The 24,209-nt window shown below is 75.3% G+C and carries 20 protein-coding genes and 1 pseudogene; 7 read left to right on the top strand and 14 right to left on the bottom strand.

Annotated elements, in window-relative coordinates:
- The first annotated feature begins 91 nt into the window (after nucleotides 1–91).
- Nucleotides 92–1,510 (top strand): amidase, encoded by a 1,419-nt coding sequence (locus BUB17_RS21825; protein ID WP_083606513.1) that lies wholly within the window; start codon nucleotides 92–94, stop codon nucleotides 1,508–1,510.
- 90 nt (nucleotides 1,511–1,600) lie between these two features.
- Here the strand turns inward: BUB17_RS21825 and BUB17_RS21820 are convergent, their stop codons facing one another.
- The 3 genes from BUB17_RS21820 to BUB17_RS21810 all read right to left on the bottom strand — a co-directional run bounded on the left by BUB17_RS21820 (nucleotide 1,601) and on the right by BUB17_RS21810 (nucleotide 7,733).
- Entirely contained in the window at nucleotides 1,601–2,260 is a 660-nt protein-coding gene (locus tag BUB17_RS21820) for a maleylpyruvate isomerase family mycothiol-dependent enzyme (protein WP_072920770.1), read from the bottom strand.
- Between the two features lie 121 nt (nucleotides 2,261–2,381).
- On the bottom strand, nucleotides 2,382–7,310 hold the full coding sequence (locus tag BUB17_RS21815) for an NAD-glutamate dehydrogenase (RefSeq protein WP_083606512.1): 4,929 nt from the start codon (nucleotides 7,308–7,310) through the stop codon (nucleotides 2,382–2,384).
- Nucleotides 7,311–7,364: 54 nt separating this feature from the next.
- Nucleotides 7,365–7,733 (bottom strand): phage holin family protein, encoded by a 369-nt coding sequence (locus BUB17_RS21810; protein WP_072920778.1) that lies wholly within the window; start codon nucleotides 7,731–7,733, stop codon nucleotides 7,365–7,367.
- 143 nt (nucleotides 7,734–7,876) lie between these two features.
- Here BUB17_RS21810 and BUB17_RS21805 point away from each other — a divergent pair, with 143 nt between their 5' ends.
- Together BUB17_RS21805 and BUB17_RS21800 are read left to right on the top strand one after the other, a co-directional pair.
- Nucleotides 7,877–8,266 (top strand): thiol-disulfide oxidoreductase DCC family protein, encoded by a 390-nt coding sequence (locus BUB17_RS21805; RefSeq protein ID WP_208983568.1) that lies wholly within the window; start codon nucleotides 7,877–7,879, stop codon nucleotides 8,264–8,266.
- A 158-nt stretch (nucleotides 8,267–8,424) separates the two neighbouring features.
- Entirely contained in the window at nucleotides 8,425–9,612 is a 1,188-nt protein-coding gene (locus BUB17_RS21800; protein ID WP_072920768.1) for an ATP-binding protein, read from the top strand.
- A 77-nt stretch (nucleotides 9,613–9,689) separates the two neighbouring features.
- Here the strand turns inward: BUB17_RS21800 and BUB17_RS25705 are convergent, their stop codons facing one another.
- Nucleotides 9,690–10,502, bottom strand: a complete 813-nt coding sequence (locus BUB17_RS25705) for an alpha/beta fold hydrolase (protein WP_072920767.1) — start codon at nucleotides 10,500–10,502, stop codon at nucleotides 9,690–9,692.
- A gap of 201 nt (nucleotides 10,503–10,703) precedes the next feature.
- On the opposite strand from BUB17_RS25705, the gene BUB17_RS21790 reads away from it, so the two are divergent.
- The 3 genes from BUB17_RS21790 (at nucleotide 10,704) to BUB17_RS21780 (ending at nucleotide 14,152) form a co-directional block, all read left to right on the top strand.
- Entirely contained in the window at nucleotides 10,704–11,630 is a 927-nt protein-coding gene (locus tag BUB17_RS21790; protein ID WP_072920766.1) for an alpha/beta fold hydrolase, read from the top strand.
- A gap of 251 nt (nucleotides 11,631–11,881) precedes the next feature.
- Complete coding sequence (locus BUB17_RS21785; RefSeq protein ID WP_141243142.1) at nucleotides 11,882–13,573, top strand: SpoIIE family protein phosphatase; 1,692 nt, start codon at nucleotides 11,882–11,884, stop codon at nucleotides 13,571–13,573.
- A 120-nt stretch (nucleotides 13,574–13,693) separates the two neighbouring features.
- Nucleotides 13,694–14,152: an ATP-binding protein gene (locus tag BUB17_RS21780; RefSeq protein ID WP_072920764.1), complete on the top strand. Its 459-nt coding sequence runs from the start codon at nucleotides 13,694–13,696 to the stop codon at nucleotides 14,150–14,152.
- 145 nt (nucleotides 14,153–14,297) lie between these two features.
- Here BUB17_RS21780 and BUB17_RS21775 read toward each other — a convergent pair whose 3' ends face one another.
- The 6 genes from BUB17_RS21775 to BUB17_RS21750 form a co-directional block, all read right to left on the bottom strand.
- Nucleotides 14,298–14,798: a hypothetical protein gene (locus tag BUB17_RS21775; protein ID WP_083606510.1), complete on the bottom strand. Its 501-nt coding sequence runs from the start codon at nucleotides 14,796–14,798 to the stop codon at nucleotides 14,298–14,300.
- 79 nt (nucleotides 14,799–14,877) lie between these two features.
- Nucleotides 14,878–15,240, bottom strand: coding sequence for a response regulator (locus BUB17_RS21770; RefSeq protein ID WP_072920763.1), 363 nt, complete (start codon nucleotides 15,238–15,240; stop codon nucleotides 14,878–14,880).
- Nucleotides 15,237–15,788, bottom strand: coding sequence for a chemotaxis protein CheX (locus BUB17_RS21765; RefSeq protein WP_072920762.1), 552 nt, complete (start codon nucleotides 15,786–15,788; stop codon nucleotides 15,237–15,239). Before BUB17_RS21765 ends, BUB17_RS21770 begins: the two co-directional genes overlap by 4 nt.
- On the bottom strand, nucleotides 15,785–16,168 hold the full coding sequence (locus tag BUB17_RS21760) for a response regulator (RefSeq protein WP_072920761.1): 384 nt from the start codon (nucleotides 16,166–16,168) through the stop codon (nucleotides 15,785–15,787). Before BUB17_RS21760 ends, BUB17_RS21765 begins: the two co-directional genes overlap by 4 nt.
- A gap of 1 nt (nucleotide 16,169) precedes the next feature.
- On the bottom strand, nucleotides 16,170–16,994 hold the full coding sequence (locus tag BUB17_RS21755) for a CheR family methyltransferase (protein ID WP_072920760.1): 825 nt from the start codon (nucleotides 16,992–16,994) through the stop codon (nucleotides 16,170–16,172).
- Nucleotides 16,991–18,121 (bottom strand): protein-glutamate methylesterase/protein-glutamine glutaminase, encoded by a 1,131-nt coding sequence (locus BUB17_RS21750; protein WP_072920759.1) that lies wholly within the window; start codon nucleotides 18,119–18,121, stop codon nucleotides 16,991–16,993. Before BUB17_RS21750 ends, BUB17_RS21755 begins: the two co-directional genes overlap by 4 nt.
- Nucleotides 18,122–18,509: 388 nt before the next feature.
- Here BUB17_RS21750 and BUB17_RS21745 point away from each other — a divergent pair, with 388 nt between their 5' ends.
- A complete protein-coding gene (locus tag BUB17_RS21745) occupies nucleotides 18,510–19,694 on the top strand; it encodes a glucose-1-phosphate adenylyltransferase family protein (RefSeq protein WP_072920758.1) in 1,185 nt (394 codons plus the stop codon).
- Between the two features lie 146 nt (nucleotides 19,695–19,840).
- Here BUB17_RS21745 and BUB17_RS21740 read toward each other — a convergent pair whose 3' ends face one another.
- The 4 genes and pseudogenes from BUB17_RS21740 to BUB17_RS28020 form a co-directional block, all read right to left on the bottom strand.
- On the bottom strand, nucleotides 19,841–20,725 hold the full coding sequence (locus BUB17_RS21740; RefSeq protein ID WP_072920757.1) for a hypothetical protein: 885 nt from the start codon (nucleotides 20,723–20,725) through the stop codon (nucleotides 19,841–19,843).
- A gap of 389 nt (nucleotides 20,726–21,114) precedes the next feature.
- Nucleotides 21,115–21,558 carry a chemotaxis protein CheW gene (locus BUB17_RS21735; RefSeq protein WP_083606509.1) on the bottom strand — a complete coding sequence of 148 codons (444 nt, stop codon included), beginning with the start codon at nucleotides 21,556–21,558 and terminating at the stop codon, nucleotides 21,115–21,117.
- Nucleotides 21,555–23,990, bottom strand: coding sequence for a chemotaxis protein CheW (locus BUB17_RS21730; RefSeq protein ID WP_244277422.1), 2,436 nt, complete (start codon nucleotides 23,988–23,990; stop codon nucleotides 21,555–21,557). The genes BUB17_RS21735 and BUB17_RS21730 overlap by 4 nt, the downstream gene beginning before the upstream one ends.
- Before the next feature lie 102 nt (nucleotides 23,991–24,092).
- A pseudogene (locus BUB17_RS28020) lies at nucleotides 24,093–24,209 on the bottom strand (methyl-accepting chemotaxis protein); the annotation flags it as partial.

The raw sequence follows: 24,209 nt of genomic DNA, 5'->3' as shown, positions 1-24,209 counted from the left end.
GCGCAGCCGATGACGACTCCGGTCGTCCGATGCCGTACCGCAGGACCGGTACGGCATGAGGAACACCCGCGGTGCGTGTCAGAGTTCCCGGGTGAGGACTTCCACCGACGAGCTGTGCCTGCGACCGGCGACCGAGCTGGCGGCGCTGATCCGCTCCCGCCAGTTGTCCGCCCGTGAGCTGACCGACGCCTGCCTGGAGCGCATCGAGCGGCTCGACGGTCAGGTCAACGCGGTGGTCACGCTGGACGCCGAGGGCGCCCGGGCCGCGGCCGACGCCGCCGACGCCGCGCTGGCCGCGGGCGAGGACGTCGGTCCGCTGCACGGGCTGCCGGTGGCCCACAAGGACACCCACGCCACCGGCGGCATGCGCACCACCTGGGGCTCACCGCTGGCCGACACCGTGCCGGCGGACGACGAGCTGGTGGTGGCCCGGCTGCGCGCGGCCGGCACGGTGCGCGTCGGCAAGACCAACGTGCCGGAGTTCGCGGCCGGCTCGCACACCTTCAACCCGCTGTTCGGCGTCACCCACAACCCGTACCGGCACGGGCTGTCGGCCGGTGGGTCGAGCGGGGGCGCGGCCGCGGCGCTGGCGGCGGGGTTCGTCCCGGTGGCCGAGGGCAGCGACTTCGGTGGCTCGCTGCGCAACCCGGCGGCGTTCTGCAACGTCGTCGGGCTGCGGCCCACGCCGGGGCGGGTGCCGACCTGGCCGGCCGCGATGGGCTGGTCGCAGCTGTCCGTGCAGGGCCCGATGGGGCGCACGGTGGCCGACGTCGCGCTGGTGCTGTCGGCGATCGCCGGGCCGGACCCGCGGGTGCCGATCTCCCTCGACGCCCCCGGCGCCCCGTTCGCCGCGCCGCTGCCCGAGCGCCTCGACGGGCTGCGCGTGGCCTGGGCGCCGGACCTGGGCGGGCGGGTGCGGGTGGACCCGGCCATCACCGCGGTCCTCACGGAGAGCGTGGCGGTGTTCGAGGAGCTCGGCGCCACCGTCGAGGCCGACTGTCCCGACCTCTCCGGCGCCGACGACGTCTTCGGCACGCTGCGGGCCTGGGTGTTCGACGCGACGTACAGCGACCTGGCCCGGCAACACCCGGACCGGCTCAAGGAGTCCATCCGCTGGAACGCCTCGCTGGGCGCGGAGCTCACCGGCGCCGACCTCGCCCGCGCCGAGATCACCCACACGGCCCTCCACGAGGGCGTGGTGGCCTTCTTCGACCGCTACGACGTCCTGCTGGCGCCCACGACGCAGGTGCTGCCCTTCCCGGTGGACGCCGAGTACCCCACCGAGATCGACGGCGAACCGCTGGCGGACTACCTGGCCTGGATGCGCTCCTGCACGCTGATCACGCCGACCGGTTGCCCCGCGCTCTCGGTGCCGGGCGGGTTCACCCCGGACGGGCTGCCCGTGGGCCTGCAGGTCATCGCCCCGCCGCGAGCCGACCGGCGGGTGCTGGAGGTCGGGCACGCCTTCGAGCAGGCGACCCGCTTCGGCGAGCGCCGTCCACCCCTCTGACCTCGTCCGCCGGTGCCCGGCACCCGGGCCGGGGAGCGGCGAAGGCGATCACCGCTCTCGACCGGCGTCTGCGGCCTTCTCGGGTGGACGCTAGAGAGCCGTAGACGGCGCTCGACCGGACGGCGCGACCACCCGGGCCGCGAACGTCGGCAGCCCGGGACCCTCGAGGTGGTCGAGCGCGACGGGCCGGCCGGCCATGGCGAGCACCAGGTCGACGGTCCGGCCGCGGACCAGCGGCCCCTCCCCCGCCGCGAAGGCCCCGTCGGAGGCCTCGAGCCGCAGACCGGCCGACCGCCGCTTCGACGGGACCGTGAAGTCGCGCGCGGCGTAGAACCGCGCCACGCGCTCCAGGGCCGCCGGCGCGTACGGGTGGGAGATCCCCAGCGGACGGCGGACGTCCTCGCCGTGCACGACGACCTCCCCCAGCCACGCGTCGACGTGCGTGCGGGTCGGGGCCGTCCGGCTGTCGACGACGCTGCGGAACCGCGCCAGCGTCTCGTCCGGGGAGCCGCCGAGCTGCTCGCGCAGGCGCATGTCGACCATCCGGTCGACGTCGAACCGGCACCGCACGAGGCCGGCGAACCACCGGGGGAAGGCCGAGCTCGCCCCGGCGGTGAGGTGGGCGACGACCTCCTCGACGCTGAGCCCGGCGCACAACGAGGGCGTCCGCCAGGCGCCGACGCCGAGCCACTCCAGGTCCGCCACCAGCGCCGCCCGCTCCGCCGCCACCGCCTGCCACGTGTCCGTCACGCCGGTGCAGACCGCCGGCGGCCGGCGTACTCATCGGCCGACGCGTCGAGTGCTACGAACTCGTGGCGATCAGGACGCGATGGCCACGAGTTCGTCGCACCCGACGCGAACAGGAGGACCGCTATGCGCGGCGGCGCAGCCCGCGCAGGGTCCGGACGGCGACCAGCAGCTCGGCCAGCTCCTGCCGGTCCCCCGCCGCGATGTCGACCAGCTGCGCGGCCGCCCGCTGCTGCGTGCCGTCCCAGCCGGCCACCCAGCGCTCCACGAGCTCGCCGGCGCCCTCCGTGGTGCCCGTCCGCCCGCTGAGCACCTCGGCGGTGAGCGCGGCCTGCTCGCCGGTCAGGTCGTCCCGCAGCGAGGCGCGGGCCATCGCCGGCCAGCGGCGGTCGCGGGGCAGCGCCACCACCAGCTCGTGCAGCGGCACCAGCGCCAGCCGCTCGGCCACCGCCTGGTGCACCCGGCCGGCCAGCTCGATGGGTGCGCCGGTGCGCTCGGCGACGACGGCCAGGTCCAGCGCGGCCGGGAGCAGGGGGGCGGCGGCCACCTCCGCGGCCAGCGTCTCGGGCACCCCTGTCCGTCGCAGCCGTTCGGTGCGGTCGGCGTGCGCGGCCGCCTCCGCACCCAGCAGCCACGACGGCAGCCCGGCGCGCACCGCGGCGACTGGAGCGGCGAACCGGTCGGTCACGTCGCCCAGCGGTGCGGCCTCCTCCGCGGCCAGCTCGGGGAGCCGCAGCAGCCAGCGCGCCGCCCGCTCGGCCAGCCGGGTCGCCTCGGTGCGCAGCTCCACCTGGGTGGTCGCCGGCACGCGGTTGTCCAGCGGGCGGACGGCGTCCCAGAGCCGGTCCACCTCGAACACCGCCCGGGCCACCGCGTGCGCCCGCACCACCCCGGTCAGCGGCACGCCGGTCTCCTCGGCCAGCCGGAACAGCCCGGTCACGCCGGCGACGTTGACCGCGCGGTTGGTCAGTGCGGTGGCGATGATCTCCCGCCGCAGCGGGTGCCCACTGACCGCCGCGGGGAAGCGACGGCGCAGCTCGGCCGGGAAGTAGCCGACGAGCAGCTCCTCCAGCGCCGGGTCGTCGGGCAGGCCGGAGGCCAGCACGGCGTCCCCGGTCCCCAGCTTGGCGTAGGCCAGCAGCACCGACAGCTCCGGGCCGGTCAGCGCCTGCCCGTCCCGCCGCCGCTCGGCCAGCTGGCGGTCGTCGGGGAGGAACTCGACGCTGCGCACCAGCCGGCCGGAGCGCTCCAGCGCCCGCAGGAAGCGCTGGTGCGCGTCGAGCAGGCTGCGCGCGGACGTCGTCTCGACGGCCAGCGTCGCGTTCTGCGCGTGGTTGTCGGTCAGCACGGCGACGGCGACCTCGTCGGTCATCTCGCTGAGCAGCGCCGCGCGGCCCTCGGCGTCCAGCTCGCCGGCCTCGACCACCCGGTCCAGCGCGATCTTGATGTTGACCTCGTGGTCGGAGGTGTCCACGCCGGCGGAGTTGTCGATGGCGTCGGTGTTCACCCGCCCGCCGGCCAGCGCGTACTCCACCCGCCCGCGCTGGGTGAGGCCGAGGTTGCCGCCCTCCCCCACCACGCGCACCCGCAGGTCGCGGCCGTCGACGCGGACGGCGTCGTTGGCCTTGTCCCCCACGTCCAGCGCGCTCTCGGTGGAGGCCTTGACGTAGGTGCCGATGCCGCCGTTGAACAGCAGGTCCACCGGCGCCTGCAGCACGGCGCGGATCAGCTCGACCGGGGAGAGGGTGTCCGCGTCGTCGGCCAGGCCGAGGGCGGCGCGCATCGGCTCGCTGACCGGGACGGCCTTCGCCGTCCGCGGCCACACCCCGCCGCCCGGGCTGATCAGCGCGGGGTCGTAGTCCGCCCACGAGGAGCGCGGCAGGTCGAACAGCCGGCGCCGCTCGGCGAAGGACCGCGCCGCGTCAGGGGTGGGGTCGACGAAGACGTGCCGGTGGTCGAAGGCGGCCACCAGCCGGATGTGCTCGGACAGCAGCATCCCGTTGCCGAAGACGTCGCCGGACATGTCGCCGACGCCGACCACCGTGAAGTCCTGGCTCTGCACGTCCAGGTCCAGCTCGCGGAAGTGCCGGGTCACCGACTCCCAGGCGCCGCGGGCGGTGATGCCCATGGCCTTGTGGTCGTAGCCGACCGAGCCGCCGGAGGCGAAGGCGTCGCCCAGCCAGAAGCCGCGCTCCAGGGCCACGGCGTTGGCCAGGTCGGAGAAGGTCGCCGTCCCCTTGTCGGCGGCGACGACGAGGTAGGTGTCGTCGGCGTCGTGCCGGACCACCCGCTCCGCGGGGACGACCTTCCCGTCCACCAGGTTGTCCGTGAGGGACAGCAGTGCGCCGATGAACAGCCGGTAGCAGGCCTGCCCCTCGGCGAGCCACGCGTCCCGGCCCTCGCTCTCCGCCGGCGGCCTGCGGACGACGAAGCCGCCCTTGGCGCCGGTCGGCACGATGACGGTGTTCTTCACCATCTGCGCCTTGACCAGGCCGAGCACCTCGGTGCGCAGGTCCTCGTGCCGGTCGGACCAGCGCAGCCCGCCGCGCGCGACCGCTCCGAAGCGCAGGTGCACGCCGGCGACCCGCGGCGAGCTGACCCACACCTCGCGGGCCGGGCGCGGCTCCGGGACGTCGGGCACCTCGGCCGGGTGCAGCTTCAGCGCCAGCGGACCGCCCGCGTAGTAGGTGGTCCGCTGGGTGGCCAGGACGGCGGCGAGCAGCGCGGTCAGCACCCGGTCGGCGTCGAGCGACTCCACCGCGCCGATCGCCTGCCGCAGCGAGGCGACCAGCTCGTCGGTCCGCCGGGCCCGTCCGCCGTCCCGGCCCGGGGAGAAGCGGGTCTCGAACAGCGCCACCAGCCGCGCGACGATGTCGGGGTGGGCGGCCAGCGTCGTCTCCACGTACCGCTGCCCGAAGGGCAGGCCGGCCTGCCGCAGCCACTGCACGTAGGCGCGGACGACCGTCACCTGCCGCCAGTTCAGCCCGGCCTGCAGCACCAGCGCACCCAGGCCGTCGTCCTCGGCGTCGCCGCGCCAGACGGCCGACAGCGCCTCGGTGAACCGCTCGGGCAGCGAGCCGGGGAAGGGCAGGTCGCCGACCGGCGCGGTCAGCCCGAACTCGTAGATCCAGGCCAGCGGGGCCCCGATCCGGTCGATCTCGTAGGGCCGCTCGTCGACGACGTCGACGCCCAGGTGCTGCAGCATCGGCAGCACGTCGGACAGCAGCAGCCGCTGCCCCACCCGGTAGACCGCCAGCCGGGGCTCGGACACCGACGTCCCGGCCGCGCGGCGCAGCACCAGGCCGAGCTCGCCCTCGACCAGCCCGTCGAGCCGCTCGAGGTCCTCGACGGCCGTCGTGGCGGGGAAGTCCTCCTGGTAGACGGCCGGGAACGCGTCGGCGACCCGGGCGAACCGGCGCTCGGCGTCCGCGCCGTACCGCGCCTTGAGGGCGTCGGCCAGCTCGTCGGTCCAGCTGCGGACGACGGCGGCCAGCGCGTCCTGCAGCGCGGGGACGTCGACCTCGGGCAGCGTGGACCGCCGGCCCCGCGCCATCGGCGGGCGGACGACGAAGTGCAGCCGGGCCAGCACCGACTCGGTGACCCGGGCGGTGTACTCGATGCTGGAGCCGCCCAGCCGCTCCAGCAGCAGCTGCTGCACCGCCAGCCGGACCTCGGTGGTGTACCGGTCCCGGGGCAGGTAGACGATCGCCGACCAGAACCGGCCTCCGGGGTCCCGGCGCAGGAACAGCCGGGTCTGCCGGCGCTCCTGCAGGTGCAGCACGGCCAGCGCGACCGGCAGCAGCTCGTCGGTGCCGACCTGGAACAGCTCGCCGCGGGGGTAGGTCTCCAGGACGTCGAGCAGCTCCTTGCCGGTGTGGCTGTCGGCGGGGACGCCGGAGCGCTCCACCACCTCGACCGCCCGGCGGCGCACCAGCGGCACCTCGCGGACGGTGTGCGCGGCGGCGGCCGACGGGAAGAGGCCGACCAGCCGGTGCTGGCGGGCCGGGCCGCCGTCCGCGCCCGGCAGGGTGACCGTCACCAGGTCCAGCCAGGTGCGGCGGTGCACGGTCGAACGGACGTCGGCCTTGGTCACCGCGACCAGCGTCGTGCCCGGGGCGGCCTCGGGGGTGGTGGCGGTGCCGGCGTCGCTGCGCAGCACGCCCAGCCCGCTGCCGGCGACCGGGCGGGCCGTCGTGCGGCCCCGCGTGCGCACCAGGTCGACGTCCCTCGCACCGAGGAACACGAAGTTGCCGTCGGTGAGCCAGCGCAGCAGCTCCGCCGCCTCCGCGGGGTCGTCGGCCGGGTCCGCGGACCCGCTCGCCGGTGCCCGGTCGAGCCGGTCGGCCAGCTCCAGGGTGCGGGTCCGCATCCGGGTGGCGTCCTCGTCGACGGCCCGGACGTCGGCCAGGACGGTGCGCAGCCCGGCGACCAGGTCGCCGCTCGCCTCGTCGTCCAGCGGCCCGTCGAGGACGACGGCCATCCAGGACTCGGCGAGCGCGTCGGCGCCGCACTCGCCGGGCTCGGCGCTGTCGCAGAAGGCGCGGATCCGGCCGGTCACGTCGCGGCGGACCACCAGCACCGGGTGCACCACGTGGTCGATGCGGAAGCCCTGCCGGATCACCTCGGCGGTGACCGAGTCGACGAGGAAGGGCATGTCGTCGGTGACCACCAGGACCAGCGAGCGGGGGCCGGCGCCGCCTCGGGCCGGCAGCTCCTGGACGTCGACCGTGGCCGCCCCCTGAGGGCGCACCTCGGCCAGCTGCAGGTGCCGGAGCACCAGGGCGGCGAGGTCGGCCGGGTCCTGGCCGAGGACCTCGACGGCCGGCTCGCTCCAGTAGTAGCGGCGCAGCAGCGCGGGGACGTCGTCGGCGGCGCAGCCGGGAGGCAGGCCGGCGTCGCGCTCGAGGGCGGCACGGGCGGCTCGCTCGAGCAGCCGGTGCTTGTCGTGGGTGGCCGCCTCGAGGGCGGCGAGCTCGGTGGCGGCGGCGGGCGTGCCGTCGTCCGCGGAGGCCGGGCCCGGGATCTCCGGAACCGTGCCGGTGGTGCGGGTCATCCGCTGACGCTAGCCCGGCCGGGTGCCTGCCGTCACAGCGACGCGGGCGGCCGGTCAGCGCCGCTCGGTCAGCTGGTCGGCGACCCAGCCGCCGATCGCCAGCAGCAGCCCGCCGACGATCGCGGTGCCGAAGCCGTCGACCTGCAGCCGGTCGCTGAGCGCAGCGGTGATGGCGAGCAGCGCGGCGTTCACGACGAGCAGGAACAACCCCAGGGTGACCAGCACGAACGGCAACGACAGCAGCCGCAGGACCGGCCCGACGATCGCGTTCACCACCGCGAAGAGCAGCGCGATCCACAGGTAGGTGCCGGGCTCGCCGAGCGGCCCGGCGGGGTTCGGGATCACCTCGATGCCGTTCAGCAGGTAGGCGACGCCGTAGAAGACGGCGGCCATGAGGACGACCTTGACCAAGAACCTCAGCACCGGGCCCACGCTAGCGACGGCAGCGATCCCCTGTCGGCCGTGATCATGGGACTCTTGCCACCGGTCCCGGCGCGTCGCCGCGTGTCACCGGCAACAACCCCATGATCAACACGCGATGGGTCCCGGGACGAGGAGGGGAGACCGTGCAGCGACCGGCCCTGGTCTACGACGGCGACTGCGGGTTCTGCACCCGCTCGGCCGCCGTGGCCCGGCGGGTGCTGCCCGCCGACTGCGCCGTCGTCCCGTGGCAGGGCGCCGACCTCGTCTCCGTCGGCACCACCGCGGAGCGCGCGCAGCAGGAGGTGCTGTGGGTGCCGCGCTCGGGGGACGTCGTCGGCGGCGCCCGCGCGGTCGCCGCCGCCCTGCGCGCGGCCGGCTCCGGATGGGCGCTGCTCGGCCGGCTGCTGCAGCTGCCCCTGGTCCGGGCGCTGGCCGACCGGGTCTACCGGGTGGGAGCGGCCAACCGGATGCGGCTGCCCGGGGGGACGGCGGCCTGCGCGCTCCCGCCACCTCCGGACGACGGGGCCCGCTGAGCAGGGGGCGCAGCGGGTCGCGCACCGGCCACCGAGGACCCGCAGCCGTGCGGGTACCCGCACACCGGTCGTGACGGCGCGCGGCCGGCGATCCGACACGATCGCGGCATCTAGACGGTTCTACGGCCAGCCGTAGAGGCGCCCATACGGTGCTCGACATGGACCCCGTGCGGAACCCGTACGCTCCCGGCGCCGGACAGCGCCCGCCCGAGCTGGCCGGGCGCGACGGCGAGCTGTCGGCCTTCGACGTCGTCCTGGAGCGGATAGCGCACGGCCGCCCGGAGCGCTCGCTGGTGCTCACCGGGCTGCGCGGGGTGGGCAAGACGGTGCTGCTCAACCAGCTTCGCTCGGCGGCGATCGGCCGCGGCTGGGGCACCGGCAAGATCGAGGCGCGGCCGGACCAGTCGCTGCGCCGGCCGGTGTCCTCGGCGCTGCACATGGCGCTGCGCGAGCTGCGCCACCCCGACCAGGAGTCCATGGACGCCGTCCTCGGGACGCTGAAGGCCTTCGCGCAGCGGCTCACCCCGGCCGACGCGAAGCTGCGCGACCGCTGGCAGCCGGGCATCGACGTCCCTGCCACGAGCGGGCGGGCCGACTCCGGTGACATGGAGATCGACCTGGTCGAGCTGCTCAGCGACGCCGCGGGGCTGGCCGCCGACGTCGGCAAGGGGATCGCCCTGTTCATCGACGAGATGCAGGACGTGCAGAGCGACGACGTCTCGGCGATCTGCGCCGCCTGCCACGAGCTCTCGCAGCAGGGCGCGCCGCTGATCGTCGTCGGGGCGGGGCTGCCCCACCTGCCGGCGGTGCTGTCGGCGTCGAAGAGCTACTCCGAGCGGCTGTTCCGCTACCTGCGCATCGACCGGCTGGACCGCCCCGCCGCCGACCGGGCGCTGCTCGCGCCGGCCGAGCGGGAGGAGGTCAGCTTCGAGCCCGAGGCGCTCGACGCGCTGTACGCGGCCGCCGACGGCTACCCGTACTTCGTGCAGGCCTACGGCAAGGTCACCTGGGACGTCGCCGCCGCCTCCCCCATCACCGCGGCGGACGTCGCGATGGCCGCGCCGGTCGCCGAGGCCGAGCTCGCGGTCGGCTTCTTCGGCTCCCGCTACGACCGGGCCACCCCCGCTGAGCGCGAGTACATGCACGCGATGGCCGAGCTGGGCGGACCGGCCGGGGCGGCCGTGTCCACCTCCGAGGTCGCGGTGTCGCTGGGCCGCAAGCCGGCGTCCCTCTCCCCCGCGCGGGACTCGCTGATCAAGAAGGGGCTGGTCTTCTCCGCCGAACGCGGCCAGATCGCCTTCACCGTCCCGCACTTCGGCCGCTACCTGCTCAGCCACCCGGACTGACGGGGCCCCTGCCCCGCCGGCCCTCAGCAGGGTCCCGCCGCGAGCGTGCGGGTGGCGGGGGCAGGGGCGTCCTTATCTCACGCGGGCAGGAGGAAGGCGTTCACGTCGGCCGCGACGTCCTCCGGGCGCTCCCAGTTGGGGCAGTGCCCGGTGTCCTCATAGACCCGCAGCCGGGCGTCGGGGAGCGCGGCCAGGAGGCGGTCCTGCTGGCCGCGGTCGAACAGGGCGTCGCGGTCGCCCCACAGCACCAGCGTGGGCGCGGTGACGTCGCGCAGCCGGTCGCGGTCGTCGGAGCGGACCAGCCCCTCCCAGGAGTCCCGGTAGACCCACCCCGGCGCCTTGCGGCACTCGGCGACGAGCGCGTCGAAGAACTCCGGCGCCACCGGCCGGTACACGGTGCCGGCGGAGAACTCCCGGGCGAAGTCGTCGGGGACCTGCTCGGGCAGGTCGGCGATCGCCGCCCGCACCTCCTCGACCAGGACGTCGCCCATCCGGTCGGCCGAGCCGATGAGCACCATCCGGTCGACCCGGTCGGGGTGCTGCTCGGCCACCCGGCGGACGACGAAGCTGCCGAAGGAGTGGCCCACCAGGTGCGCCCGTTCCAGCTCGAGCACGTCGCACAGGTCCAGGAGGTCGCCGGCGAACCGGTCGAGGGTGTATCCACCGGCCGGGTGGTCGGACTCGCCGAACCCGCGCTGGCTGTAGGCGACGGCGTGCAGCCGCGGGGCCAGAGGGGCGAGGACCCGGCTCCAGGAGAACCAGGAGTCCGGCCAGCCGTGCACCAGCACGACCGCGGGCCCGCTGGGGTCCCCCTGCTCGACCGTGTGCACGCGCAGCCCCCCAGGGAGGGCCACCGTGCGGTGGTGCAGCGGCTGCGTCGTCCCGGACACGGTTCCCCCTCGGTGCCGTCCCCCGCGCACGCCGACGGTAGGACGGCCGCCTCCCGTCCGGGAACGGCCCTCCGTCCCGTCGAGTGCTGCGATCTCGGGGGGATCGGTGGCTGATCGCCACGAGTTCGCAGCACTCGGTCCGGCTGGGGGCCGTCGGCAGCCGGGCTGCGACCTGCGCCGCGTCCGGGCAGGGTGGACGGCGTGAGCGACGCCGTCCGTGACCCCGAGCTGATCCCCGTTCCCGTGGAGGGCGGTGAGCTCGCCGCGCTGCACTGGGCCGCCGACGCGCCCGGCGCCCCCATCGCCGTCCTGGTCCACGGCATCACCGCCAACGCCATGGCCTGGGCGCGGGTGGCCGGCGCGCTGGCCGGCGAGTTCGAGGTGATCGCCCCGGACCTGCGCGGCCGGGCCGGGTCGGCCGGCCTGCCCGAGCCGTACGGGCTGGAGCAGCACGCGGCCGACGTCGCCGCCGTCCTCGACACCCTCGGGGCGGACGGCGACCCGGGGGCCGAGGCCGCTGTGCTCGTCGGGCACTCGATGGGGGCGCACGTCGCGACGCTGGCGGCCGCCGGCGTGGCCCGGGACCGGGTGCACGGCCTGGTGCTGGTCGACGGCGGCCTGTCGTTCCCGACGCCGCCCGGTGCCGACGTCGACGCGATCCTCTCCGCCGTCCTCGGCCCGTCCCTGGACCGGCTGTCGATGACCTTCCCCGACCTCGCCGCGGTGCGGGCCTTCTGGGCGCAGCACCCCGCGGTCGGCCCGTGGGTCGACGTCCCCTCGGTGGCCGCCTACCTCGCCCGCGACCTGGTCGGCGAGCCCCCGGCGCTGCGCAGCGCGTGCGTGCGCGAGGCGGTCCGGGTGGACGGCGGCGACATGCTGCTCAACGAGCGGGTGCTCGAGGCGACCACCGACCTGCCGGTGCCCGCCACCCTGCTGTGGGCGACCCGCGGGCTGCTCGACCAGACACCGGGCCTCTACGACGAGGTGCGGCTGGCCGAGCTGGGCCTGGAGCCCAGCGGCATCACCGCGCGCGAGGTCCGCGACACCAACCACTACTCGATCCTGTGGGCCTCGCAGGGCGTCGAGGCGATCGCCGCCACCGTCCGCGAGGCCGCCGCGCGCAGCTAGGCACGCGAGGCAGTCGGACCCTGCCGACCGGGCAGTCGGACCCTGCCGACCGGGCGGTCCGGGCCGGACGCTGTGCCCGTGGGGGACCGAGCTCCCGCGGGTGGACGCGGACCCGGGCGCGCCAGGCCGGTGCGCCTTGGCAGCGCGCCCGCGCGCTGCCACGATTCGAGCGGTCCCCCCGCCTGCGGTGCGGCGGGGGGTCGGGCTCCGAGGTCGGGGCCGGGGTCAGCCCGCCGAGAGGGGTGCTCAGCGTGGTGACCCCGGGACCGCTGCCGCAGCGCCCTGCGCCCCGGCCGTTCGACCGGGTCCCCGGCGTCGCCGAGGGCGTGCTGGCCGCGATGCCCGCCGCACTGGGCTGCCTGGACCCCGCCGGACGGGTCGTGCTGGTGAACGCCGAGCTCGAGCTGCTGCTCGACCGGCCTGCCCCCGACGTGCTCGGCCGGCCGGTGACCGACGTCCTCGCCGCCGGCACCGCCGCCGCCGTCACCGCCGCCTGCCGTTCGGCCCTGACCTCCGGCGCGCCGGTCTCCCTGGAGGTCCCCGAGCCCGGCGGCGGCGCGGGCTGGTCGGCGCTGCACGCCTGGCCGACGGCCGACGGCGCCGCCTTCGCCTTCGTGGACGTGACCGCCCGCCGGCTGGCCCAGGACGAGGCAGAGTCGGCCAGGCGCGCCGCCGAGACCGCCCGCCGCGCCGCCGAACGGGCCGGCGCCCGGACAGCGCTGCTGGCCGCGGTCGCCGGTGAGCTCTCCGGGGCCCTGGACAGCGAGTCGGCGCTGGGCAGCCTGGCCCGGCTCGTCGTCCCCGCGCTCACCGACGGCTGCGTGGTCACCGTCGTCGACCGCGAGGGTCGGGCCCGCGACGTCGGCTCCTGGCACGCCGACCCGATCCGGCGCCCGCTGCTCGACCGCTACGCCCAGGTGCGCCTGGACACCCTGCCGCCGACCTCCCCCGTCGCCCGCGCGCTGCGGTCCGGCAGCGAGGCGCAGGAGCCGGTGGCCGGCGTCCTCGCGCTCATGCCCCCCGGCCCCGCCCGCGACCTGCTGGAGGCCCTCGGCCCGGCCACCACGGTCGTCCTGCCGCTGACCGCCGACGGCCGCGCGGTCGGGGTCCTCACCCTGTACCTCGACCCCGGCCGCACGCTGGACGACGACGACCTGTGCACCGCCCGGGAGGTCGCCGCACAGGCCGGGCGCGCCGTCGACCGGGTGCACCGGCAGAGCCAGCAGGCCAAGCTCGCCGAGGAGCTGCAGCGCAGCCTGCTCACCGACCCGCCGACCATCGCGGGGGCGCAGGTGGCGACCCGCTACGTGCCCGCGGCGGAGGCCGCCCGCGTCGGCGGCGACTGGTACGACGCCTTCCTGCACCCCGGGGGCGACCCGGTCGTGGTGATCGGGGACGTCGCCGGGCACGACACCGCCGCGGCGGCCGAGATGGGGCAGCTGCGCGGGCTGCTGCGCGGCATCGCCCACTACAGCGGCGCCGGGCCGGCCGAGGTGCTGCGCGGCCTGGACGCCGCGATGGACGCCATGCACACGGGCACGCTGGCCACCGCGGCCATCGCCCGGCTCGAGGACGGCGGCACGCTGCTGCGCTGGGCCAGCGCCGGGCACCCGCCGCCGCTGGTCGCCGATCCCGACGGCACGGTCACCGTGCTCGCCGACGGGCTCGGCGACCTGCTGCTCGGCGTGGACGCGACAGCGGTGCGGCGGGAGTCCACGATGCCGCTGCGACCGGGCGCGGTGGTGCTGCTGTACACCGACGGGCTGGTGGAGCGGCGGGACTGCGACGTCGACACGGGGGTGGCCCGGCTGCGCCGGCACCTGGCCGCGCTCACCGGCCTGCCGCTGGAGCAGCTGGCCGACGCGCTGCTGGCCCGGATGCTGCCCGCCACGCCCCAGGACGACGTCGCCCTGGTGGCGATCTGCGTGCACCCTCCCGGCTGACCTGCGACGGCGCGAGGCGCGTCACTCCGAGGGGTCGGAAACCCCGGCGACGCGGTTGAGGGCGGAGCCGGGTGGGCACCCCGGACAGCGTCGGAGAAGGCGACGGACGGGGAGAGGGCAGTGGGTCGACTCGCGTGGCCGTTGCGCCCGCTACCGGACGGCCGGGGTGAGGTGTGGCGCTGGGACCTGCAGGCCGTCGCCGAGCTGCCCGCGGCACGAGCGGTGCTCCGCACCCGGCTGGACGGGGTCGGCTTCCCCCGGGACGACGAGGACACCGCCGCCGAGCGGCTGATCCTCGCCTTCGACGAGCTGGCGTCCAACGCGCTGCGGCACGGGCTGTGCCCCGTCGTCGCCACGGTGATCGCCGGCAGCGGCGGCTGGCTGCTCGACGTCAGCGACCGCGACCCCGAGACCCTGCCCAGCCCGGCGGTCGACCGCGACCCCGCGCACGGCGGGATGGGCCTCTACCTGGTCGCCCGGCTGTCGGTGGCCCACGGCTGGTACGTCGACGAGGGGTGCAAGCACGTCTGGGCCTGCCTGCCCACGAGCACCGAGGACCGGGAACCCGCGTTGAGCTGAGGAAGGACCCCGTGCAACAGACACGGCGACGGCCCCGAGGCGCAGTGCCTCGGGGCCGTCGTGTCGAGCGCCCGGGACGGCGGGAGGGTGGTCTCCGGCGCCGTCCCGGGGCGTCTGGTGTGCGCGGGGGTCGGGGCGGGCGGGGTCAGGCCCCGGAGGGGATCACCAGGGAGAGCCCGCCCTTGCCGTAACCGGGGACGTCGATCGCGAGGTCGAGCCGGTTGAAGTCCGCGAGGGAGCAGGCGATGTCACCCGGCAGGTCGTCGCCGGGGGCGTACAGCTTGTACAGCTTGGAGTGCGGGGCCCCCGGCACGTTGAACAGCGCCGAGAGCACGTTGACCACCTCGTGCAGCGCCTCGGTGAGCATCGTGGTCAGCTCGCCGTCCTCCTCGACCGCGTCCTGCGCGCCACCGGGGGGCAGCAGCGCGAGGGCCGCGCCGGTGTAGGCCGACGCCCCGAGGTCCATCACGCAGAGCGCGTTGACCTTCATCGACGGGTCCACGTACACGGCCACCGACACCGGCGACTCCGGCGTCGGGGTCACCGGCGCGCCCGGCAGCACGCCGACGGCCTTGCCGACCAGGCCGGTGAGCATGTCCTTGACGGCCTTGGCGTCCGGCAGGACGACGGTCAGCGGGGCGCTCACTTCTCCTCCTCGCCGGCGCTCGTCGCCGGCGTGACCGCCCGGGCGAGCGTGTCCACTGCGGAGCTCGCAGGCTCGCTCCTCATGCGATCACCCCGTCCAGGTTCTCGCGGAAGGTCTCCTCGGTGAACGGCTTGGCGATGAGGAACAGCGCGCCCGCGGCGCTCGCCTTGTCCCGCATCTCCGCGGAGCCCTCGGAGGTGACGAAGCCGAACGGCACGGCCGACCCCGCGGAGCGCAGCGCCTGCAGGCACTCCAGCCCGGACATGTTCGGCATGTTCCAGTCGGACAGGACCAGGTCCGGGTTCTCGGCGTGCACCTTGTCGTAGGCGTCGCGGCCGTCCTCGGCCTCGACGATGTCGTGGTCGTCGTAGCCGGCCTGACGCAGGGTGCGGATGACGATCTGCCGCATCACGCGGCTGTCGTCGGCGACGAGGATCTTCACTGTGACGCTCCGTTCTGGTGCGGGTTGTCGTGCTGGGTGTTCGGCACGGGCAGGGAGGGCAGTGCGCCCTGTACGGACACGACCAGGGGCTGGCCGCGCCAGCAGACCTCGATGCGGCAGACGTCCGCGGGGTTGCGGACGGCGGGCGCCGGGCCGACCTCGGGGAGACCGAGGGTCGAGGGGCCGGGGATCGCGGCCTTGACGTTGCCGCCGACGACGTTGGCGATCTCGCCGAAGGCGTCGGCGACGTCCTCGTGGTCGAGGAGCTCGGGAGCCGCCTCCCCGAGCAGCGCCCGGGTCAGGTCAGCAGCGGTCTGCCGGCCGGTGGTGAGGACGACGCTGCCGGTCCACGGGCCGACGACGTCGACCCAGGCGGACAGCGTGTCCTCGGGCAGGTCGCCGGGGATCGGGACGAGCACCTCGTCCTCCCCGACGAGGGCGATCCAGGTCTCGCCGGCGATCGACTCGACGGTGGCCTCGTCGATCAGCGCGGGGATGGCCGGGCGTGGCTGGGGAGGGCGTCCGACGGCGTCGGGTGCGAGCGTCACAGGACGGCCTCCTCGGGGAGCATGCCGAGCAGCGCGAGCTTGTCGCGGAGCGCGTCGGCGGTGAACGGCTTGATCACGTACTCGTGCGCGCCGGCGGCGAGCGCCCGGACGATCTGGCCCTGCTCGCTCTCCGAGGTCACCATCATCAGCGTCAGGGCGCGCCACGCCGGGTTGGCCCGGACGGCGGAGACGAACTGCAGCCCGTCCATCACCGGCATGTTCCAGTCGATCGTGCACAGGTCGGGCGCGTAGCCCTCCTGCAGCACGTCGAGTGCCTCCTGCCCGTGGCCGGCCTGACGGGTCTCGTAGCCGAAACCCTCCAGCGCCGCGCTCACGATCCGCCGCATGGCGCGGGAGTCGTCGATCACCAGTGCACGCACGTCAGTTCCCCTTCAGCGGGCGGTAGGCGGAGCTGCGGCCGATGACGACCCGCTCCCAGGAGTCGTCGACGCCGAGGGTGGTCTCCGCGGCGCCGAGGAAGAGCCATCCGTCGGGCCGCATGAGCGCGCGCACCCGGCGGAGGATCGCCTGCTTGGTGGGCAGGTCGAAGTAGATGAGGACGTTGCGCAGGTAGACCACGTCGAACGGGCCCATGCGCGGCAGCGGAGCGGCCAGGTTGCACTCGCTCACGGTCACCATGCGGCGCAGCGACGGGGAGACCTGCCACTCGGTGCCCGCCCGGGTGAAGTGCCGCACCAGCATCGCCGCGGGCAGCCCCCGGTTGACCTCGAGCTGGCTGAACCTGCCGGCCCGGGTGCGCTCGACCATCTCGCGGGAGAGGTCGGTCGCGGTGATGGCCACGCGGGTCGAGGCGGTGGGCATCGCGTCCTCGAGCAGCATGGCGATCGTGTACGGCTCCTGCCCGCTGGAGCAGGCCGCCGACCAGATCTGCAGCCGCTCGGCCGGCCCGCGGGCCGACAGCAGCGAGGGCAGCACCGTCGAGGTGAGAGCCGTGAACGGGTCGCCGTCCCGGAACCACGAGGTCTCGTTCGTGGTGAGCGCCTCGACGATCTTGCGGGTGGACTCGGGGCTGGGCCGGGTGCGGACCGAGTCGACCAGCTGGCCGACGTCGGGCAGCCCCATGGACCGGGCGATCGGCAGCAGCCGCGCCTCGACCAGGTACTCCTTGCCCGGGGCGAGCACGATCGCGCTCTCCCGGTGCACCAGCTGGCGGACCCAGTCGAAGCTGGTGGTGGTGAGGGTCATCGTCGTCCTCCGACGGCGGCTGGAGCAGTGGTCGGGCCGGCGGTGCCGGCGCGCGGGCCGGCGAGCCGCCGGGTGATCACCTCGGCGACCCGGTCCAGGGGCAGCACCTCGTCGGCGAAGCCGGCCGTGGCGATGGCACCGGGCATGCCCCAGACGACAGAGGTCGCCTGGTCCTGGACGACGACGGCACCCCCGGTCTCGCGGATGCGGCCGGCGCCGATGCGCCCGTCCGAGCCCATGCCGGTGAGCACCACACCGAGCACGGCGCCGTCGAAGGCCTCGACCGCGGAGCGGAACAGCGGGTCCACGGCCGGACGGCAGAAGTTCTCCGGTGGCGACTGGTCCAGCGCGGTGAACAGGCCGCGCCCGCTCCGCCGGATCGTCAGGTGGTGGTCGCCGGGGGCCAGGTGCACCGTGCCGGGCGCCAGCGGGGTGCCGTCGACGGCCTCGACCACGGTGAGCGGGCAGAGCCGGTCGAGCCGCTGGGCGAACTGGCGGGTGAAGACCGGGGGCATGTGCTGCACGAGCAGCACCGGGACCGGCAGGGACGCCGGCAGGGCCGGCAGCACCTTCGCCAGCGCCTCGGGGCCGCCGGTGGACGAGCCGATGACCAGGACGGCGGGCTGCTTCACCGGGCCGGTGCGGGGGGCCGGCGGCCGGACCGGGGCGGGTGCGGGGGTCCGGGCGGGACCGGCGGTGACCGGGCGCCCGGTGAGCGCCTTGATCTTGGGGATCAGCTGCTGGCGGACGCTCTCCATGGACGCAGCGACGCTGCCGACGTTGGCCGGCTTGGTCACGTAGTCGTTCGCGCCGGCGGACAGGGCGTCGAGGGTCGCCGAGGCACCCCGCTCGGTGAGCGTGCTGAACATGATGATCGGCACGCGGCTGCGCCCGTGCCCGCCGGACCCCGCGCGGATGGCGCGGACCGCCTCGATGCCGTTCATCTCCGGCATCTCGATGTCCATCGTGACCAGGTCGGGCTTGAGCTGCTCCAGCTTGCCGACGGCGATGCGGCCGTTCACCGCGGTGCCGACGACCTCGATCGCCGGGTCCGTCGAGAGGACGTCGGTGACGATCTTGCGGACGACCACCGAGTCGTCGACGACCAACACCCGGATCGGGTTCATGCGTCCTCCGTCTCCCCGTGCAGGGTGCCGGCCAGGGGCGAGCTGGCGCTGCGGTTCGGCACCCGCCCGGGAGCCGGGAACGGGATGCAGCCTGCGGTGCGCGCCGGGATCCGGCGTCCGCCCGCTGTCGGTGCCTGTCAAGGGTGTTGTCGGCCGTTCCGCCGTCCTCCTTGAGCCGATCCGCACGGATTGCGCACGGCATTTCTGGTGATCTCGGTGCGCTGACCGGCTCGCTCCCGGCTGATGTCGACACGTCCCAGGGCAGCGACGGGGAACCGCCGGCGGGAGCCGTCGTCGAGCGCCGTCTGCAGGTCTCTAGCGTCTACGCCAGAGAGCCGTAGAGAGGGCTCGCGAGGGTGAACACCGCCCGCTCGGGTAGCCGGGGGCCATGGCACTCCCCCGGGTCCTCGTCCTCGTCCTGGCCGGCGGTGCCGGCGGCCGCCTCGAGCTGCTCACCGAGCAGCGCGCGAAGCCCGCCGTCCCCTTCGCCGGCGTCTACCGGCTGATCGACTTCCCGCTGAGCAACTGCCAGCACTCGCACCTCTCCGACGTCTGGGTGTCGGTGCAGTTCCACCCCACGTCGCTGTCGCAGCACCTGGCCAACGGCCGGCCGTGGGACCTCGACCGCACCGACGGCGGGCTGCTCGTGCTGCCGCCCTACCAGGGCACCGACCGTGCCGGCTGGGTCTCCGGGACGGCGAACTCGCTGTGGCGCTACTCACCGCTGGTCCGCGACGTCGCCCCCGACGCGCTCGTCGTGCTCAGCGCCGACGCCGTCTACAAGCTGGACTACCGCGAGGTCGTCGACGGGCACCTCGGCTCGGGGGCTGAGGTCACCATGGTCACCACCGAGGTCGCCGAGGACGACGCCTCCCGCTACGGCATCGTCGAGGTCGGCAGCGGCGGGGAGGTGGCCGACTACGCCTACAAGCCCGACGAGCCGCGCACCACCACGGCGACCAACGAGGTCTTCGTCTTCTCCCCCGACCCGACGCTGGACCGGCTGGAGGCGCTGGCCGCCGAGCACGGCGAGGAGGGGCTCGAGGACCTCGGCACCCACCTGCTGCCGGCGCAGACCCGCGACGGCCTGGCCCGCGCGCACCCGCTCGACGGCTACTGGCGCGACGTGGGCACCGTGGAGTCCTACTGGCGGGCTCACCAGGAGTTCCTGTCCGCCGAGCCGCCCCTGGACCTCGACGACGAGCGCTGGCCGGTGCACACCCGCGGCGGCCGGCACAGCGCGGCGCGGGTGCTGCTGGACTCGGCGGTGGACAACAGCCTCATCTCCGGCGGCACCCGGGTGCTCGGGAACGTCCACGGGTCGGTCCTCTCCCCCGGGGTCGTCGTGGAGGCCGGTGCGACCGTCGTGGACTCGGTGCTGCTGCCCGGGGCGCGCGTGCGGGCCGGCGCCACGGTGACCCGTGCGGTGCTCGACGACGGCGTGGTGGTAGGCGAGCGCGCCGCGGTCGGCGGGGACGGCGAGATCACGCTGATCGGCCGCCGGGCCGAGGTCGAGGCCGGCACCGAGGTCCCCGCCGGCGCCCGTCTCCCGGATCCCGACCGGGAGGACTGAGGAGCCCCCTCGGTTGATCACGGGGTCGGCGCAGCTCTCCCGGCGTGTCGGCGCGTGTCTCCCGCAACGACCCCGTGGTCGACGACGAGCCGGGGCCGCGGGGTGGGCTCGGCTCAGCGGGCGGCCGGCTCCTGCCCGCGGCGTGGTCAGGCGGGCTGCGGTGCGAACAGCACGGCCAGGGCGTCGCTGCCGAGCAGGTCGCCCATGACGATGCCCTGCACGCAGCCGGCGACGGCGTTCCAGGCACCGGCCGCGGCGGCCGTGGCGTCGAAGCCGGCGTCGAGGAAGGCCCGGACGGCGAGCAGCTGCGCGGTGGCGAGCGTGCGGGTGCGGCCGGAGACGTGCGCCCCCCAGGACGCCTCGTGCATCGCGGTCGCCCACGGACGGCGCTCGGCGCGGGAGGCGTCGACGGCGGCCATCCAGCGGGCCCGACCGGCGTCGTCCAGCGCGCGCAGGCCGGTCAGCAGCTCCGAGAGCGCGCCGGTGGCGGGGCCGAGGTCGAGCTCGGGGGTGGTGGGCACGCCGGTGGCGGTGGCGACGGCGAAGGGGCCGGTGAGCCGGCGGGCGACCAGCGGCGGCAGCACCGCGGCGGCCCAGGCGCCCACGACGGCGTCGGCGAGGACGTCGGCGGCGGCGTCGCGGACGGCCTCGTCGACCAGCGCGACGGCGGGGTGCTCGGGGCCGAGGACGTCCTCGCGGAGCACCCGCTCGACCGCGGCGGCGTCCCCGATGGTGCTGCGCTCGAGCTGGGCGACCAGGACGGCGGCCCGGTCGGCGCCGGGGAGGCCGTCGGCGGCGCTGCGCAGGTGTGGAACGGCGGCGGCCAGCTCGCGGGCCTTGCGCGCACGGACGGCGAGCGCGGCGCGCTGCTCGCGGTCGCGACCCGCGGCCGGGTGGACCGCGGCCAGCTGCTCCAGCGCCGGGGCGTCGGCGGCGAGCCCGGCCAGCAGGGCGTCGGCGACGGCGCGGCCGGCCGGCAGGCGGACCAGGTCGAAGCCGAGCGTGGCGGCACTGACCAGCGAGTAGGGCACGGCAGGCCTCCCAGTCGACGTCCCCCGAGGTGAGGTCGGTCCAGACTGACCGTGATCGACACCGCGCGCCACGTCAGCATCACTCGATCGCCGGACCCCCGTCGGGTGGGTCGGCGTGCGTCGCGCTCCACCGTGCTGCACCGATCACTCGGCGTGAGCGGTTGCGTCCCCCGGAATGCCGCGACCCCCGGCCGGCGGCCCTCCGGAGAGAGGGGCCGCCCGACCGGGGGTCGGGGGGAGGGAGCGTGGCCGCCGGGGAAGTCCGGCCGCGCCCAGGTGGAGGACCCGTCCTCCTCACCGTGGGAGGACCTCGTCCTCCCCACCCTTCGCAAGCTCAGGATGGGACCCGGGACGAGGCCTGCGGCGAGCCTCTGGACGGGGCCGGACTGCTAAGCGCTGACGGCCTTGTGCACGTCCAGCGCCAGCAGCAGCTGCCCGTCGAGCTTGAACGCGCCGCGGATCAGGTCGCGACCCGCCCCGTCGAGCGTGTCCGGCGGCGCCTCGAAGTCGGCCGGGTCGACGTCCACGACGTCGGCGATGGCGTCCACGAGCAGGCTGACCGCCTCACCGTGCAGCCGGACGACGATGACGACGGCGTCGGTGCCCTCGGGGCGCGGCGGCCGGCCGAGCCGCTCGCGCAGCTCGATCGCGGTGACCACCTGGCCGCGCAGGTTGATCAGCCCGGCGACCGCCGTGGGTGCCAGCGGCACCCGGGTCAGGCCCTGGCTCTTGAGCACCTCCTGCACGTGCGCCACCTCCACGCCGTAGAGGTCGCCGTCGAGCCAGAAGGTGGCCAGCTGGCCGCCGATGGCGGGGGCCTCGGCAGTGGTCACAGGGAGACCTCCAGGGGAGAGGCGCCGTGCGGCGCCGTGGACAAGGAGTCGGCGGAGGCGAAGGCGGCGGGGTGGGTGGAGGTGGTGGGGTGGGCCGCGTAGAAGGCCGGGTCGGCGGCGAGGATCGCGGCGCGGACGTCGAGCAGCTCGGTGACCTTGTCGCCGAGCACGGCCGAACCCAGCAGGCCCATGTCGTCGATGTCGCTGCGGACGGCGGCCTCGCCGTCGACGATGTCGAGGATCTCCTCGACCACGATGGCCACGCTGCGGCCGTGGTCGGAGTACACGATCACCTCGAGCACCTCGCGCTCGCTGTCGCCGTAGGCGCCCAGGTGCCGGTCGAGCCGGACGATCGGCAGGATCGCGCCGCGGTACTGCACGACCTCCCGGTTGCCGACCTTCTCGACCGACTCGGTGCGCACCTGCTCGAGGCGGGTGACGGTGTCCAGCGGGATGGCGACCCGGCGGCCCCCGCCGATGGCGGCCAGCAGCATCCGCTGCCGCTCGGCGTCGGTCGCCGCGGCCTGCAGCGCCGCCGCGCGGGACTCCTGGCGCTCGCTGCTCTCGGTGCGCAGCGCCCGGCGCGCCAGGGCCTGCACGTCGAGGATCAGGGCCACGGTGCCGTCGCCGAGGACGGTCGCGCCGGAGTAGAGGCCGATCGCCTTGAGCTGGCCACCGACGGCCTTGACGACGATCTCCTCGGTGTTGATGACCCGGTCGACGACCAACCCGAAGCGGCGGCCCTCCGAGCGCAGCACCGCGATGACCACGTGGCCGTCGTGCCGGTCGGAGGTCAGGCCCAGGACGTCGGTGAGGCGGACCAGCGGGAGCAGCTCGCCGCGCAGCCGGTACACCGGCGCGCCGCCGACCTCCTCGACGGCGTTGGCCGCCTTCTCGGCGTCGAGCGAGACGAGCTCCTGCAGGCTGATCTGCGGGATGGCGTAGCGGTCGCCGGCGCACTCGACGGTCAGCGCCGGGACGATCGCCAGGGTCAGCGGGATGCGCAGCCTCGTGCAGGTGCCCTTGCCGGGGACGGACTCGACCTCGATGGTGCCGCCGATGGACTCGATGTTCGTCTTGACGACGTCCATGCCCACGCCGCGACCGGAGACGTTGGTGACCTGCGCGGCCGTGGAGAACCCCGGCAGGAAGATCAGCTGCAGGATGTCCTGCGGGCCCATGCGGTTGAGGGCCTCGGGAGTGACCAGCCCGCGCTCGACGGCCCTGGCGCCGAGCCGGACCGGGTCGATCCCGGCACCGTCGTCGGCGACCTCGACGACGACCTGGCCGCTCTCGTGCCGCGCGCGCAGCGTGAGCACGCCCTCGGCCGGCTTGCCGACCCGGACCCGCGCGTCGGCGTCCTCGATGCCGTGGTCGACGGAGTTGCGGACCAGGTGGGTCAGCGGGTCCTTGACCGCCTCGAGCAGGGTCTTGTCCAGCTCGGTGTCGCGGCCCTCCATCTCCAGCCGGATGTTCTTCTGCAGCTGCAGGCCCAGGTCCCGGACGACGCGCGGCAGCTTCGACCAGATGTGGTCGATCGGCTGCATGCGCGTCTTCATGACGCCCTCCTGCAGCTCGCTGGCGATGAGGTTGAGCCGCTGCGAGGCGCGCACCAGGTCGGTGTCGTTGGAGCGGCCGACGTACTGGACGATCTGGTTGCGGGTGAGCACCAGCTCCCCGACCAGCAGCATCAGCTCGTCGAGCAGGTCGACGTCCACCCGGATGGTGCTGTCGGCGACCGCCCGGCGGGCCTGGCCGGCGCCGTTCTCGGCCGACGGGGCGGCCTCCTCGTGCGCGGCCTCGGGCTCGGGGGCGGCCTCGGCGGCCGGCACGGGCCGCGGAGCGGGGACCGCCGGCGCGGCCGGGACCTCCGCGACGGGGGCCGGGGGCTCGACCGCGGGCTCCGGGAGCTCGGCGGTGGGCTCAGGGGCCGGGGCCGGCTCCTCGACAGGTGCCGGCGCGGCGACCTCGGGGACGACCTCGACCGGCTCGGGCGCGTCCTCCATGGCGGCGCTGATCTCCGCGACGACGGTGGAGACGTCGACCGAGCCCTCACCGCCGGTGGCCTCGATGGAGGTGAGCAGCGACCGGACGGTGTCGACCATCCGCAGCAGCACGCTGGTCCGGCGCGGGGTCAGCGCCAGCGCGCCGTCCCGCAGCCGGGACAGCATGTTCTCGCCGACGTGGGTGACCTCCTCCAGGCGCGAGAACGCCAGGAAGCCGCTGGTCCCCTTGATCGTGTGGATCGTGCGGAAGATGCTCGAGAGCCGCTCTCGGGAGTCGGGCTCCTGCTCCAGTGCGACCAGGTCGGAGTCCAGCTGGTCGAGGTTCTCGTGACTCTCGACGAGGAACTCCTCGACGATGTCGTCCAGACCGTCCACGTTGCTCTTCTCTCTCGTCTTCGCGCAGCGGGCGCGCTCCGGGATGGTCATCGGCGGTCCGCGCCCCGATGTGAAGGCCAATCGCCGCCGCCGGTCATCGGCGGCTGCGCCGTCCGGGCCCGGCGCTGCGGCCGGGCCCGGACGAGGTGCTCATTAGGTGAAGCGGGCCACCGAGGTGCGCAGGTCGGCGGCCATCCGGGACAGCTCGTCGACCGCGGTGCGGGTCTGGGTCAGCGCCTGCGTCGTGGAGTCCGCCGCGGCCGACACCCC

The sequence above is a fragment of the Geodermatophilus obscurus genome (genome assembly GCF_900143215.1).
Taxonomy (GTDB): domain Bacteria; phylum Actinomycetota; class Actinomycetes; order Mycobacteriales; family Geodermatophilaceae; genus Geodermatophilus; species Geodermatophilus obscurus_A.
Note: the sequence above shows the minus strand (reverse complement) of the source record. Positions and strands in the feature narration are given on the sequence as shown.

What these genes read in the sequence shown, in the direction of transcription:
- BUB17_RS21815 (WP_083606512.1), bottom strand. Translation starts at nt 7,310, where the DNA reads ATGACCCGCACCACCGGCACGGTTCCGGAGATCCCGGGCCCGGCCTCC.
- BUB17_RS21745 (WP_072920758.1), top strand. Translation starts at nt 18,510, where the DNA reads ATGGCACTCCCCCGGGTCCTCGTCCTCGTCCTGGCCGGCGGTGCCGGC.
- BUB17_RS21730 (WP_244277422.1), bottom strand. Translation starts at nt 23,990, where the DNA reads ATGACCATCCCGGAGCGCGCCCGCTGCGCGAAGACGAGAGAGAAGAGC.
- BUB17_RS21800 (WP_072920768.1), top strand. Translation starts at nt 8,425, where the DNA reads ATGGACCCCGTGCGGAACCCGTACGCTCCCGGCGCCGGACAGCGCCCG.
- BUB17_RS21750 (WP_072920759.1), bottom strand. Translation starts at nt 18,121, where the DNA reads ATGAACCCGATCCGGGTGTTGGTCGTCGACGACTCGGTGGTCGTCCGC.
- BUB17_RS21755 (WP_072920760.1), bottom strand. Translation starts at nt 16,994, where the DNA reads ATGACCCTCACCACCACCAGCTTCGACTGGGTCCGCCAGCTGGTGCAC.